Origin of the sequence: Rhizobium pisi, from assembly GCF_003938655.1 — a bacterium.
In the GTDB taxonomy this organism is placed as follows: Bacteria; Pseudomonadota; Alphaproteobacteria; order Rhizobiales; family Rhizobiaceae; genus Rhizobium; species Rhizobium pisi.
The window spans coordinates 316,444-328,871 of record NZ_RJJT01000001.1 but is presented as its reverse complement, the minus strand read 5'-3'; the positions used below and the strand labels follow the sequence as shown (position 1 = coordinate 328,871).

General features: G+C 61.5%; 12 protein-coding genes. 9 read left to right on the top strand and 3 right to left on the bottom strand.

Features of this window, described 5'->3' with window-relative positions; all coding sequences use genetic code 11:
• Window positions 1-2 precede the first annotated feature (2 nt).
• The 9 genes from EFD55_RS01710 to nuoG all read left to right on the top strand — a co-directional run bounded on the left by EFD55_RS01710 (window position 3) and on the right by nuoG (window position 10,084).
• Complete coding sequence (locus EFD55_RS01710) at window positions 3-1,478, top strand: NADH-quinone oxidoreductase subunit M (RefSeq protein WP_125842365.1); 1,476 nt, start codon at window positions 3-5, stop codon at window positions 1,476-1,478.
• Entirely contained in the window at window positions 1,475-2,914 is a 1,440-nt protein-coding gene (locus EFD55_RS01705; protein WP_125842363.1) for an NADH-quinone oxidoreductase subunit N, read from the top strand. The genes EFD55_RS01710 and EFD55_RS01705 overlap by 4 nt, the downstream gene beginning before the upstream one ends.
• A gap of 128 nt (window positions 2,915-3,042) precedes the next feature.
• Complete coding sequence (locus EFD55_RS01700) at window positions 3,043-3,408, top strand: NADH-quinone oxidoreductase subunit A (protein WP_125842694.1); 366 nt, start codon at window positions 3,043-3,045, stop codon at window positions 3,406-3,408.
• Entirely contained in the window at window positions 3,396-3,899 is a 504-nt protein-coding gene (nuoB, locus tag EFD55_RS01695) for an NADH-quinone oxidoreductase subunit NuoB (RefSeq protein WP_125842361.1), read from the top strand. The genes EFD55_RS01700 and nuoB overlap by 13 nt, the downstream gene beginning before the upstream one ends.
• Complete coding sequence (locus EFD55_RS01690) at window positions 3,896-4,432, top strand: NADH-quinone oxidoreductase subunit C (protein WP_125842359.1); 537 nt, start codon at window positions 3,896-3,898, stop codon at window positions 4,430-4,432. The genes nuoB and EFD55_RS01690 overlap by 4 nt, the downstream gene beginning before the upstream one ends.
• Window positions 4,433-4,461: 29 nt before the next feature.
• Window positions 4,462-5,676, top strand: a complete 1,215-nt coding sequence (gene nuoD / locus EFD55_RS01685) for an NADH dehydrogenase (quinone) subunit D (RefSeq protein WP_125842357.1) — start codon at window positions 4,462-4,464, stop codon at window positions 5,674-5,676.
• Window positions 5,677-5,692: 16 nt separating this feature from the next.
• Window positions 5,693-6,202: an NADH-quinone oxidoreductase subunit NuoE gene (gene nuoE / locus EFD55_RS01680; RefSeq protein WP_125842355.1), complete on the top strand. Its 510-nt coding sequence runs from the start codon at window positions 5,693-5,695 to the stop codon at window positions 6,200-6,202.
• Window positions 6,203-6,206: 4 nt separating this feature from the next.
• Window positions 6,207-7,472, top strand: coding sequence for an NADH-quinone oxidoreductase subunit NuoF (gene nuoF, locus EFD55_RS01675; protein ID WP_125842353.1), 1,266 nt, complete (start codon window positions 6,207-6,209; stop codon window positions 7,470-7,472).
• A 32-nt stretch (window positions 7,473-7,504) separates the two neighbouring features.
• Window positions 7,505-10,084, top strand: coding sequence for an NADH-quinone oxidoreductase subunit NuoG (gene nuoG, locus EFD55_RS01670; protein WP_125842351.1), 2,580 nt, complete (start codon window positions 7,505-7,507; stop codon window positions 10,082-10,084).
• A gap of 72 nt (window positions 10,085-10,156) precedes the next feature.
• Here nuoG and EFD55_RS01665 read toward each other — a convergent pair whose 3' ends face one another.
• The 3 genes from EFD55_RS01665 to nuoH are packed head-to-tail and all read right to left on the bottom strand — an operon-like array spanning window position 10,157 to window position 12,221.
• Entirely contained in the window at window positions 10,157-10,597 is a 441-nt protein-coding gene (locus tag EFD55_RS01665) for a CBS domain-containing protein (protein WP_125842349.1), read from the bottom strand.
• 45 nt (window positions 10,598-10,642) lie between these two features.
• Window positions 10,643-11,209 carry an NADH-quinone oxidoreductase subunit I gene (locus EFD55_RS01660; RefSeq protein ID WP_125842347.1) on the bottom strand — a complete coding sequence of 189 codons (567 nt, stop codon included), beginning with the start codon at window positions 11,207-11,209 and terminating at the stop codon, window positions 10,643-10,645.
• 10 nt (window positions 11,210-11,219) lie between these two features.
• Entirely contained in the window at window positions 11,220-12,221 is a 1,002-nt protein-coding gene (gene nuoH, locus EFD55_RS01655; RefSeq protein WP_125842345.1) for an NADH-quinone oxidoreductase subunit NuoH, read from the bottom strand.
• Window positions 12,222-12,428 lie beyond the last annotated feature (207 nt).

Genomic DNA, 12,428 nt, shown 5'->3' with positions numbered 1-12,428 from the left:
CCATGGGCATCCCGCTGCTCAGCTTCATCATATTCACACCCGTCGCCGGTGCCGCGGTTCTGATGCTCCTGCGCGGTGACGATGCGGCGCGGTGGACTGCGCTCTCTTTCACCGTCCTCGACCTTGCTCTCTGCATCGCCATGCTGGTCGGCTTCGACACCACGACCCATGCCATGCAGTTCACCGAGATGCGCTCGTGGGTGCCCGCGCTCGGGATCAATTATGCGCTCGGCATCGACGGAATCAGCGCGCTCTTCGTGTTCCTGACCGCATTGTTGGGGTCGATCTGTGTGCTCGCCTCTTGGGTTGCGATCGACCGCAAGGTGAAGGAATTCATGATCTGCCTGCTCTCGATGCAGGCGCTGATGCTCGGGGTCTTCTGCGCGCTCGATCTGTTCCTCTTCTACGTCTTTTGGGAGGCGATGCTGATCCCGATGTACCTCATCATCGGCGTCTGGGGCGGCGAGGGTCGGGTCTATGCGGCGATCAAGTTTTTCCTCTACACGCTTGCTGGCAGCCTCCTGTTCCTGATCGGTGTCATCGTGCTCTATTTCTACGGTGGCAGGAGCTTCGATATCCTCGCTTTGACAGAGCAGGACTTGCCGTTCCGGATCCAGTCTTGGCTGTTCTTCGCCTTCCTGATCGCTTTTGCGGTCAAGGTGCCGATGGTGCCGGTTCATACCTGGCTGCCGGACGCCCATGTGCAGGCGCCGACGGCGGGCAGCATTATCCTCGCCGGCGTGCTCCTGAAGATGGGCGCCTACGGATTCCTACGGTTCTCGCTGCCGATGCTGCCGGAGGCATCGATGCACTATTCGACGCTGATGCTGGCGCTTTCGGTGCTTGCGATCGTCTATGGCGGGTTACTCGCGCTGGCGCAGGACGATCTGAAGAAGCTGGTGGCCTATTCCAGCATCAGCCACATGGGCTTCGTGACGCTGGGGATTTTTGCGCTGAACCTCCGCGGGCTCGAGGGCGGTATCCTGCAGATGTTCAATCATGGCGTGACGACAGGCGCCCTGTTCCTGTTCGTCGGGCTGATTTACGAGCGGACCCATACCCGCAGCATCGCCGACTATGGCGGGTTGATGAAGGTGGCGCCGGTCTACACCACGTTTCTGGCACTGTTTACCCTGTCGTCGATGGCGCTGCCGGGAACGAATTCGTTCGTCGGCGAGTTGCTGGTGCTGTCAGGCGGGTTTGCGGCCAATCTGGTCGCCGGCTCGGCCGCCGTTTTGGGCGCATTGCTGGGGGCTGCCTATCTGCTTGGCATGTATGGGAAAGTCGCGCTCGGCCCGGCCAACGTCGGCGTCCAGTTGAAGATACGCGATCTGAACGCCCGCGAGATGGCTGCGATCCTGCCGCTGGCCGTCTTCGTGCTCTGGGTTGGGTTCTATCCAAAACCCTTTCTCAACATCATCGATGCCTCGGTGAAGCATCTGCTGACGCAGGTGCAAAGTAAGGAGAGCGGCCCATGACCGCCGCCACGCTTTTCCAGTCGGCCCTAGCGAGCCTGCCCGAGATCGTGGTGATCACAGGCGCCTGCATTCTGCTGATCCTGGGACAGTTTGTGCGAAAGGGACAGGAACATTTCCTTGTCTGGGCGTCGGTGGCGGTCGTGTTGATTGCCGCCTTGGCGACACTCATGCTGGCGAGCGAGGTCCGGCCGGTCTACACGGGCATGTTCATCGCCGACCGCTTCGCGGTCTTCTTCAAGTTCATTTTCTACTTGGCCACCGTTCTGACATTCCTCCTATCGCGAAAATATGCCGATATCGAAGGGATCGGGAGCAGCGAATACTATGTCCTGCTGCTCTTCGCGCTTTTGGGCATGATGATCATGGCCTCGGCGACCGATCTCCTGTCGATCTATGTGGGCCTCGAACTGATGGTGATTTGCACCTATGTGCTGACCGGCTTCCTGCGGCGTGAGCGACGGTCGAACGAAGCAGCACTGAAATACGTGATCCTTGGCGCGGTCTCGACCGGAATTTTCCTTTACGGCGTGTCGTTGATCTACGGGCTTGCCGGCACGACGCAACTGGACGGGATGGCTGCGGCGCTGACCGGCGATCCGCTCGATTCCGGATTGTTGCTGGCGGTGGTCTTTATCGTCGCGGGGCTGGTCTTCAAGGTCGGCGCGGTTCCCTTCCATATGTGGCTGCCGGACGTCTATGAAGGCGCGCCGACGACGATCACCGCCTTCATGTCGGTTGGCCCCAAGGCGGCGGGGTTCGCGGTGATCCTGCGGGTGTTCCTCAACCCTCTGGTTGCAGCCTCGGACGTCTGGATCATCCTCGCCGTCATTGCGGTGGTGACGATGGCACTCGGCAGTTTCGTGGCGCTGGTCCAGGATAATTTCAAGCGTCTCCTGGCCTATTCCAGCATCGCCCACGCCGGCTTCGCCATTTTCGGCGTGGCCGCTGGCGGTGCTGATGGGATCGCCAGCGTGATGCTTTACCTACTGATCTACGCTTTCACGAATCTCGGCATTTTCGCCGCCGTCATCATGATGCGGAACGGCGATTTCTCAGGCGAGGTTATCGAAGACTATGCGGGTTTCGCCAAGTCACATCCGGGGCTGGCGCTTCTGATGCTGCTCTTTCTCTTCTCGCTGGCCGGCATTCCGCCGACGGCCGGGTTCTTCGCCAAGTTTTACGTGCTGGTCGCTCTCGTCGAGCGTGGTTTCGTCATGCTGGCGGTAATTGCAGTGCTGCTCAGCGCAGTCGCCGCCTATTTCTACATCCGCATCGTCATGGTGATGTACATGCGCGAGCCGAAGAGGGCGTTCGCCCCGGCGCTGACGCCCCTGGTGCGCGCCACGCTGGTCGTCACCGCCGCCGGCACCATCGGCATCGGCCTATTTCCGTCGTGGTTTCTTAAGCTTGCCCAGGATTCGGTCTTTGGCGGGTGAGCGATTGGATTTGCAATGATCACACCGACGGAATAGACTTGAAACCGGAGAAAGGATTGCCCAAGTCGCGCCGCGGCGGACCGATTTATCGGTTCGCGACGAGGTCGGTGGGCAACCGGTGCAGTGATATGACTGCAATGGAATTCTTGCCCGTTCTTTTCATGATCGCCGGAGTCGTTCTGGTGGTGGGGGTGACGTTGTTCGTTTCCTCGCTGCTGCGCCCATCCAATCCCTATCCCGCCAAGAACATGCCCTATGAATGCGGCATGGATGCAGCGGGCGAAGCGGCGGCGGGCCGCTTCAGAGTGCCGTTCTTTATCCTCGCGATCCTGCTGGTCGTTTTCGATGTCGAAGCGATGTTCCTCTTTCCCTGGGCCGTCGTCCTGAAAGAGATCGGGCTGGTCGGCTATATCGAGATGTTCATCTTCATGGTGCTGCTTCTCGTGGGCTTCGCCTACGCCTGGCTGAAAGGAGCGCTGGAATGGGAGACGTAAACAACGCGATCCGCGACAGCGTGCTGTTCACCACGGCCGACAGCATCATCAGTTGGAGCCGGAGGTCGGCGCTGTGGCCGGAGACCTTCGGCATTGCCTGCTGCGCCATCGAGATGATCTCGGCCGGTTGCGCCCGCTACGATCTCGACCGGTTCGGTGTGGTGTTCCGCCCTTCGCCGAGACAATCCGACGTCATGATCATCGCCGGCACCGTGACCCGGAAATTCGCGCCCGTCGTGCGGCGGCTCTATGACCAGATGCCGGAACCGCGCTGGGTGATCGCCATGGGCACCTGTGCTATTTCGGGCGGGGTCTACAACACCTATGCCGTGGTGCAGGGATCGGAAACCTTCGTGCCCGTCGATGTGCATGTGCCCGGCTGTCCGCCCCGGCCCGAGGCGCTGATGCACGGCTTCCTCCTACTTCAAGAAAAGATCAAGAGGTCGCGGGCGCTCGCCGGCACCCCCCTGGAAAGGGTTATAGCGTCATGAGTACGCAGCCCTCCCTCAATCGCGCTCCGATCATGGAGCGCTTCGGAGAAACAATCGAGGACCTCGGCATCGCGCACGGTATCGACGCCTTTGCCGTTCCGCCTGAGAGGATCGTCGAGTTCTGCCGGTTCCTGAAAGAGCATCCGGCGCTGCAATTCAACTTCCTCTCGGACATTTGCGGGGTTGATCACTATCCCGAAATGCCTCGGTTCGAGGCGGTCTACCATCTTTATTCACTGCCCAACAGATGGCGGGTCCGCATCAAATGCCGGCTTGGTGATCCTCCTGAAGTGGCTTCGGTCACGGGAGTCTGGCGCACCGCCAATTGGCATGAGCGTGAGGCCTGGGACATGTATGGCATCCGGTTCGAGGGGCATCCCGATCTGCGCCGGATCTACATGTGGGAAGGCTTCGAGGGCTTTCCCCAGCGCAAGGATTTCCCTCTCAAGGGCTATAAGGACAAGTTGAATCCCTTCGGTGCCGAAGGTCCGCCGCCAACGCAGCCCGACCTTGCCACCAGGGACATTCCGTAAGGGAGGCCGTTCTACGCCGGAACGTTGAGATGACCGAAGTCACCGAGCTCAGCAGGCCTGAGGGTGAAGCGCTCAATACCAGGGAAGTGCTTCTCAACCTCGGTCCGCAGCACCCCAGCACGCATGGGGTTCTTCGGCTCGTCCTCGAACTGGACGGCGAGTTCGTCGAGCGCATCGATCCGCATATTGGCTACCTCCATCGCGGCACCGAAAAACTGGCGGAGAGTTTCACCTATACGCAGATTTTCCCGCTGACGGACCGGCTCGACTATCTCTGTCCGCCCTCGAACAACCTCGCCTTCGCGCTGGCGGTGGAGAAACTCCTCGGCATAGAAGCACCGATCCGGGCGCAATATATCCGCGTGATGATGGCCGAGCTGGCACGGATCTCCGGTCACCTCCTGATCACCGGCGCGCTGCCGATGGATCTCGGCGCCATGACCGCGCTGCTTTACGTCATGCGCGAGCGCGAAATGATCATGGACCTCCTGGAAATGATCACCGGTGCGCGCATGCACACATCCTTCTGCAGGGTCGGCGGGGTGCGCGAGGACCTGCCTGACGGGTTCTTCCCCAAGATCAGGGAGTTTTGCGACATCTTCCCGAACCGGATCCGAGACTATGAGCGACTGCTCGAAGATAACCGGGTGTTTCTCAATCGCACGAAGGGGATCGGCGTGATCTCCGCCGAGGATGCCGTCGATCTCGGCCTCAGCGGCCCGAACCTGCGTGCTTCCGGTGTCGACTGGGACATCCGGCGCGATGAGCCCTACGAGATCTACGACCGGCTCGATTTCAACGTCATCACCCGTAATGAGGGCGATTGCTATGCACGCTGGCGATGCCGCGTCGACGAGATGCGCGAAAGCATGAGGATCATCGAACAATGCATCGACCAGATACCAGAGGGCCCGTTCCAGATCGACAATCCGACAATCGCCTTCCCGCTCAACAAGGATCGGGTGCACTGCTCGATGGAGACGCTGATCCAGCATTTCGACCTGTCGGCCTACGGCTTCAAGGTGCCGAAGGGCGAGGTCTATTCGGCGATCGAGGCGCCAAAGGGCGAGCTTGGCTTCTACATCATCAGCGACGGGTCGCCAAAACCGTTCCGAATGAAGGTGCGGGCACCCTCGTTCGTCAATCTTCAGGCCCTCTTCGGGGTCACGAACGCCCGCTATCTGGCGGACATGATCGCCGTGCTCGGCAGCCTCGACCCTGTGATGGCGGAGGTGGACAAGTAGCAAGGATTTGAATGCGATGACCATGCGCGAAAAGATCGAAGAGGCGGCGGCGCGGTATCCCGACCAGCGCTCTGCGATCATGCCTGCGCTCCTCATTGCGCAGAAAGAACATGGCCATCTGCCCGGGCCGGTGTTGGAAGAGGTCGCCGACATTCTCGGAGTCGAGCGGATCCGGGTCTACGAGTTGGCGACTTTCTACACCCTCTTCCACACCGAGCCGGTGGGGATGTTCCACCTGCAACTCTGTGACAATGTTTCCTGCATGCTGTGCGGATCAGAGGACCTGCTAAACCATCTGGAAACGGCGCTGGGGATCGGGAAAGGCGACACCACCCCGGACGGGCTGTTCACGCTTTCGACCGTCGAATGCCTCGGCGCCTGCGAGATGGCTCCGGTGATGCAGGTCGGCGACGATTACCACGGCGACCTTGATGTGGCGCGGATAAACGCACTGCTGGACAGACTGCGGGCGACAGTGGGAGCCGCGAGCTTCGAGCACGCCTCTGGGCGGCTGCCGGGGGAGTAGCGCCATGTTCGAGCCGGTTCTTCTCAAAAATGTCGATGTGGCGGACGGTCACTTGGTGTCAACTTACGAGGCTGGCGGCGGCTACCAGGCGCTGGCGAAGGCGCTGCGCGAGTACACGCCCGACGAGGTTATCGACCTCGTCAAACGATCCAACCTGCGCGGTCGCGGCGGTGCCGGATTCCCGACGGGCATGAAATGGGGTTTCGTGCCGAAGCGCACTGGCAAGCCGACATATCTGTGCTGCAACGCCGATGAGGGCGAACCGGGCACGTTCAAGGACCGGATCATCATGGAGCGCCACCCGCATCAACTGATCGAGGGGCTGGCGGTCAGTGCATACGCGATCGGGGCCGAAACCGCCTATGTCTACATTCGCGGAGAATATGTGACGGCGATCCGTCGTCTGGAGCAGGCGATCGCCGAGGCCCACGCAAAGGGCTATCTCGGAAAGCGCATTCTGGGCTCGGATTTCAATTTCGCCGTACACATCCACTGCGGCGCCGGCGCCTATATCTGCGGCGAGGAGACTGCGATGCTCGAGTCGCTCGAGGGCAAGCGGGCGCAGCCGCGATTGAAGCCACCATTTCCGGCCGTGGCCGGGCTCTACGCCAGCCCGACAGTGATCAACAATGTCGAGACGCTCGCTTGCGTGCCGCATATCGTCGTGCGGGGGGCGGACTGGTTTCGGGGCATCGGCCCGGACAAGAGCCCCGGTCCGAAGCTCTACTGCCTCAGTGGGCAGGTGCGCAAACCCGGTCTCTATGAGTTGCCGATGGGCATACCGCTGCGCGAACTGGTCGAGAACCACGCCGGCGGCGCGCTGCCGGGACGCAGAATCAAGGCGGTGATCCCCGGCGGGGTCTCAGCGCCGGTCATACCGGAGCACGGGCTGGAGGTGAGGATGGATTTCGACTCGCTGGCTGCCGCCGGCTCGATGCTCGGTTCGGCTGGCGTTATCGTGATCGACGACTCGACCTGTATGGTCAAGGTCGCCACCCGGATTATCGAGTTCTTCCATCATGAGTCCTGCGGCAAGTGCACGCCATGCCGGGAGGGACTGAACTGGGTCGTGAAGGTCCTGCGCCGGATCGAGGCCGGCGAAGGTGCTGCCGGCGATCTGGAGCAGCTGGAGATGCTCTGCAAAGGCATTTTCGGCAATACGTTTTGTGCCTTGGGTGACGGGGCGGCGATGGGGTTGCGGGCGGCACTCGGCCATTTTCGCAATGAGTTCGTTGCCCATATCGAGGACCGCGGGTGTCCCTTTCACTGAAGGCGTGCGCTGCGACAGGACTGCGAGGAAGTATGGTTAGCATTACGATCGATGGACAAACGCTGGAAGTTGAGGCTGGCTCGACAGTGCTGCAGGCCGCCCAGCGTTTGGGTATCGAGATCCCGACCTTCTGCTATCTGAAGCGTCTGCCGCCGCTGGCCTCCTGCCGCATGTGCCTGGTGGAGATCGAGGGGCAGCGGCGGCTGCAGCCGTCCTGCGCCACTGCTGTCACCGAGGGTATGGTGGTGCGGGCGAACACAGCTCTGATCGAGGAAACGCGCTCTTCCATGCTCGATATGCTGCTCGCCAACCACCCCCTCGATTGTCCGATCTGCGACAAGGGCGGCGAATGCGAGCTTCAGAACATGGTGATGGCCTACGGGCCCCGCGAGAGCAGATTCCGCGATGACAAGCGTGTGTTCCACTCCGAGGACATTCGTCTGAGCCCGGTCATCATCATGAACGTCAACCGCTGCATCCAGTGCCAGCGCTGTGTCCGGATGTGTGAGGAGGTCGTCGGCGCGGTCGCCCTCGGCACCATCGAAAAAGGCATGGATACCGCCGTCACCGGCTTCGAGGGCAGTCTCGCGGCTTGTGACCAGTGCGGCAATTGCGTCGAGGTCTGCCCGGTCGGCGCGCTGATGAGTTTCCCCTATCGCTACAAGGCGCGGCCCTGGGATCTCACCGAGACTGACACGGTCTGCCCGCATTGTGGCACCGGTTGCCAGCTGACCGTGGGCACACGTAAGGGCGAGTTCATGCGGGTGCGCTCGAAGTGGGACGAGGGGGTCAACCGCGAAACGCTCTGCGTTCGGGGACGCTTCGGTCTCGATTTCGTCGCGAGCCGGGACCGGATCAAGCGACCGATGATCCGTCGTGATGGCGCCCTGGTTCCGGTTTCCTGGGATGAGGCTGGGGACTATCTGCGCCGGCGGCTATCGGCCGTCGAGGGCAAGGCTGCCGGCGGACTGGCCTCGCCTCGCCTCCCCAACGAGACGCTCTATCAGTTTCAGAAGCTGATGCGGACGGCTTTCCGGACCAACAACATTGATTGCTCGTCACGCTGGTGCACGCCCTTCGACACGCTCGGCCCGCTACTGGCAGCCTTCAACAGCCGCGCACCGCTGGACGACGTGATCGGCAACGACTGCGTGCTCGTCGTCGGCGGCAACGTCACCGAGGAGAACCCGGTCACCGAATACCTGCTGCGGGATGGCGTGCGGCGGCGGCAGACCGGATTGCTCATGCTCTCGGCGCGGCCATCCCGTCTGGATGCCGATGCCAGGGTGGTGGTTCGCGTGCTGCCGGGCGGAGAAGCGGCGAGCCTTGCGGCCGTGGTGGCCGGTCTCGTATCGGCAGCTGGTCAGGCCTTGCCGGACGACGTTCTTGCAGGCATCGCCGCGACAATCGGCAAGCCGGCGGCGGAAACCGGCACTGACGGGCCGGATCGTCTGGCCGCGGCACTCAAGGAGGGCCGCAGAGTCACCGTGCTTGTCAGCGTCGACCTCCTGAGATCACTCGAAGCGCGCGCGACGCTGCAGCAGATCAATAACCTGCTGCAAGTTCTGCGCCTGCTCGGCAAGGGCCCGGCGATGCAGTTCCTCTTCGACCGTGCCAACCAGATGGGCGCCTGGGACATGGGAGTTCTGCCGGCCGCTCTGCCGGGACTGCGGGCGGTCGCCGACGATGTGGCGCGCACGAGTCTTGCGCGGGACTGGGGCGCCGAAATTCCGTCTGAACCCGGCGCGAGTCTCGACGCCATTCTGGAGCTCTGCGTCGGCGGGCGGATGGGCGCTCTCTACATCGTCGGAACCGACCCCCTGATCGCCTATCCCGACAGGGATTTCGTGACGCGGGCGCTTGGCGCCGCCGATCTCCTGATCGTGCAGGACGCCTTCCTCACGGATACGGCAGGCCTTGCCGAGGTCGTTCTGCCCGCGGCAGGTTACGGCGAGGAAACCGGCACGTTCACCAACAACGAGGGCCGAACCCAGACGGTCCGCAAATTCCGCGAACCCGCCTTCGAGGCGCGGAGCAATCTGGCGATCTTCGACTTCGTCGCGGCGCTCCGCAACCAGGCACTGCGGCCGTCGACGCAAGGTGAAATTTTCGACGAGATTGCGCGGCTGGTTCCAGCCTATCAGGGGTTGACGCTGGGCGGACTTGGCGCCGACGGCGCATTTACCAAGGCGGTGCCGACGCCACCTGTGGCCAGGTTCTTTGCGCCACCGCCCGTCCCGGCAGCAGCCGACCGGCTCATGCTGATCACCGGCGACTGCCTGTTCCACAACGGATATCTTTCCGAACGGTCGGACGTCCTGAACACGGTCGCCAATGATCCCTATGTCGCGATGAGCGCGCACGATACCGCACAGCTTGGCCTGTCGGATGGCGATCAGGTCATTGTGCGTTCCGCCCAGGGCGAACTGATGGCGCAACTCAAGGTCGACAGGCGGTTTCCCAAGGGCCTCGTCTTCGTCCCGGAAAACTATAGAGCCTTGCGTCTCAACGGCTTGATGCGACGGGGCGAATACCCATGCCCGGTGGAGGTCCACAAGGTGCATGCCATTCTTGAGGTCGACCGGACGGGCCGGATCTGGCGTGGGGTCTGAAGATTTGGGATCAGGGCGCCGCGGGCCGGGCAAGCTGCCCTGCCCCAGCGTCTTCACATCAAGCTGGCGACTTCAGTGATACCTGGTCCCGCAGATGTAATCCTGCAGATCCTGCTCTGTGCGCTGCGCTTCGTCGAGCCTGTGTTTAACCACGTCGCCGATACTGACCACGCCGACAACGTCGCCTCCATCCATGACCAGCACATGACGCGTACGCCGCTGGGTCATGATCCCCATCGCTACGGGTAGCAAGTCCCGTGTCGAACAGGTCGCCACATTGCGGTTCATGATATCCGCGACCCGCATCATCGCCGCCTCGGCCCCGTATTCCGCCACCGCATTGCAGCAATCCCGCTCCGATAGCGAACCCAGGTATTCGTCGTTCGATTGGCCGACGACGACGAAGCCGATATTGTTGTCGCGAAACAGCCTCAAGACTTCCACCATCGTCTGATCGGGAGTGACCGCGATGACACCGACACCCTTGTTCTTCATGATTTCGCCGACAAGCATCTGAGCCTCCTGTCTGCGCGCTCCGGCTTGACGGATGGCGCGCGTTCACGTTCGCCGGATATTCCGCCACCAGTTGTAGCCCTGCATCTCTTTCGTCTCGACGAGCACGTCCTTTTGCGTATTCAGGCGCGCGGCGACCACGCCGCCGCCGGTTGCCGCCTTGCCCGGCTTGGCGAGCAGGTCGTCGCGCCCGATCACCAGGTCACGCGAGGAAAAACTCGAAAATTCGTACTGCTGGCCGAGCGCGATTGCATCCGCTGGGCAGGCGTCCTCGCACAGCCCGCAGAACAGGCAGCGAGCCGTGTCGATCTCGAATTTGGCCGGGTGCCGGTTGCCCTTCTCGTCCTCGTAGGGGACGACTTCGATGCAGTCGCAGGGGCAGATCCGCGCGCAGAGTTCGCAGGCCACGCACTTGATCTCGCCCTCTTCATCACGCGTCAGGAAGTGATGCCCGCGATAGCGTGAGTAGGGTAGCCATTTTTCCTTGTCCGGATACTGCATGGTCACGGTTCTGGAGAACAAGTAACCGAAGGTCAGAGCCAACGCACTCGCCAGGTCGGCGAAGAACGCCCAGCCAATCCATGTTCCAACTCTGTCCTGCGCGCGCGACATCGCCGCCTCGCTACGGAGCCGCCACGGCCCCTAAAAGTACACCGGTTATAATTATGTTCGCCATCGACAGAGGAAGCAAGACTTTCCATCCGATCGCCATCAGTTGGTCGTAGCGGTAGCGGGGGAAAGTGAAGCGGAACCAGATAAACACATAGACGAAGAATGCGACCTTGAGCACAAACCAGAGGAGTGGTGGCAAGGGGATTAGTACACCGTTCCAGCCGCCGAAAAACAGGATCACCACCAGGACCGACACCAGCAACACGATGGCATATTCGCTGACCATGAAAAACGCAAAGCGGATACCGCTGTATTCGGTATGGAAGCCGGCACCCAGATCGCCTTCCGCTTCCGAAAGATCGAAGGGAATACGCTGCGCTTCGGCCAATCCAGCGACGAAGAACACGAAGAAGCCGACCGGTTGGTAGACGATGTTCCAGACGTCGGTTTGGGCCCGCACGATGTCGAGCAGGCTCATGGATTGCGCCAACATGACCACCCCGATCACCGCGAACCCCATCGGAATCTCGTAGCTGATCATCTGCGCACAGGTCCTGAGGCTGCCGAGGACCGCGTATTTGCTGTTGGCGGCCCAGCCACCGAAGATGACGCCATAGACCTCGATCCCGATCACCGCAAAGACGAAGAGTAACGCCACATTCGTGTTGGAGACGTGGAGCGTGATATCGGCGCCGAGGACCGAGATGCTTTCGCCGAAGGGGATCGCGACGAACACCACAAAGGGCGGGGTGAGCGCCAGGATTGGCGCCAGTTTGAACAGGAAACGATCGGCCTCGGCCGGGATGTGGTCCTCTTTGGTTAAGAGCTTTATTCCGTCCGCCACCGGCTGCAGCAGCCCGTGCCACCCGACACGCATCGGCCCCATCCGCTGCTGGATGTGCCCGGCGATCTTGCGTTCCAGCCAGGTCAGCGGCAACGGCAGCAGCAGCAGGATCGCGATCAGAAACGCGACCTTTAAGACAATCAGGCCAAGGGCGACGACAAGTTCCATGATCCACGGTCACTTATTCATCGGGTTGAGACGTGCGACCGGACTTTGGCTCCGGCTATAGACCTGGCACTTTGCGCAACCGTCAGGCTACATGGTACAACGGCGACGCACCTCATACAATGCCATCACAGTTATGTCGTCGCTGGCTATGATGTGTCCGGCTCAGGATGTTTGAGACAAGTGGTTTGATGCGCGTCTCTGGCTTTG

Excerpts from the sequence above, each read along its gene's own strand:
- EFD55_RS01660 (WP_125842347.1), bottom strand. The coding sequence starts at position 11,209 with ATGTCGCGCGCGCAGGACAGAGTTGGAACATGGATTGGCTGGGCGTTC.
- nuoD (WP_125842357.1), top strand. The coding sequence starts at position 4,462 with ATGACCGAAGTCACCGAGCTCAGCAGGCCTGAGGGTGAAGCGCTCAAT.
- EFD55_RS01665 (WP_125842349.1), bottom strand. The coding sequence starts at position 10,597 with ATGCTTGTCGGCGAAATCATGAAGAACAAGGGTGTCGGTGTCATCGCG.
- nuoB (WP_125842361.1), top strand. The coding sequence starts at position 3,396 with ATGGGAGACGTAAACAACGCGATCCGCGACAGCGTGCTGTTCACCACG.
- EFD55_RS01690 (WP_125842359.1), top strand. The coding sequence starts at position 3,896 with ATGAGTACGCAGCCCTCCCTCAATCGCGCTCCGATCATGGAGCGCTTC.
- nuoE (WP_125842355.1), top strand. The coding sequence starts at position 5,693 with ATGACCATGCGCGAAAAGATCGAAGAGGCGGCGGCGCGGTATCCCGAC.
- EFD55_RS01700 (WP_125842694.1), top strand. The coding sequence starts at position 3,043 with ATGACTGCAATGGAATTCTTGCCCGTTCTTTTCATGATCGCCGGAGTC.
- nuoH (WP_125842345.1), bottom strand. The coding sequence starts at position 12,221 with ATGGAACTTGTCGTCGCCCTTGGCCTGATTGTCTTAAAGGTCGCGTTT.
- EFD55_RS01710 (WP_125842365.1), top strand. The coding sequence starts at position 3 with ATGGGCATCCCGCTGCTCAGCTTCATCATATTCACACCCGTCGCCGGT.
- EFD55_RS01705 (WP_125842363.1), top strand. The coding sequence starts at position 1,475 with ATGACCGCCGCCACGCTTTTCCAGTCGGCCCTAGCGAGCCTGCCCGAG.
- nuoF (WP_125842353.1), top strand. The coding sequence starts at position 6,207 with ATGTTCGAGCCGGTTCTTCTCAAAAATGTCGATGTGGCGGACGGTCAC.
- nuoG (WP_125842351.1), top strand. The coding sequence starts at position 7,505 with ATGGTTAGCATTACGATCGATGGACAAACGCTGGAAGTTGAGGCTGGC.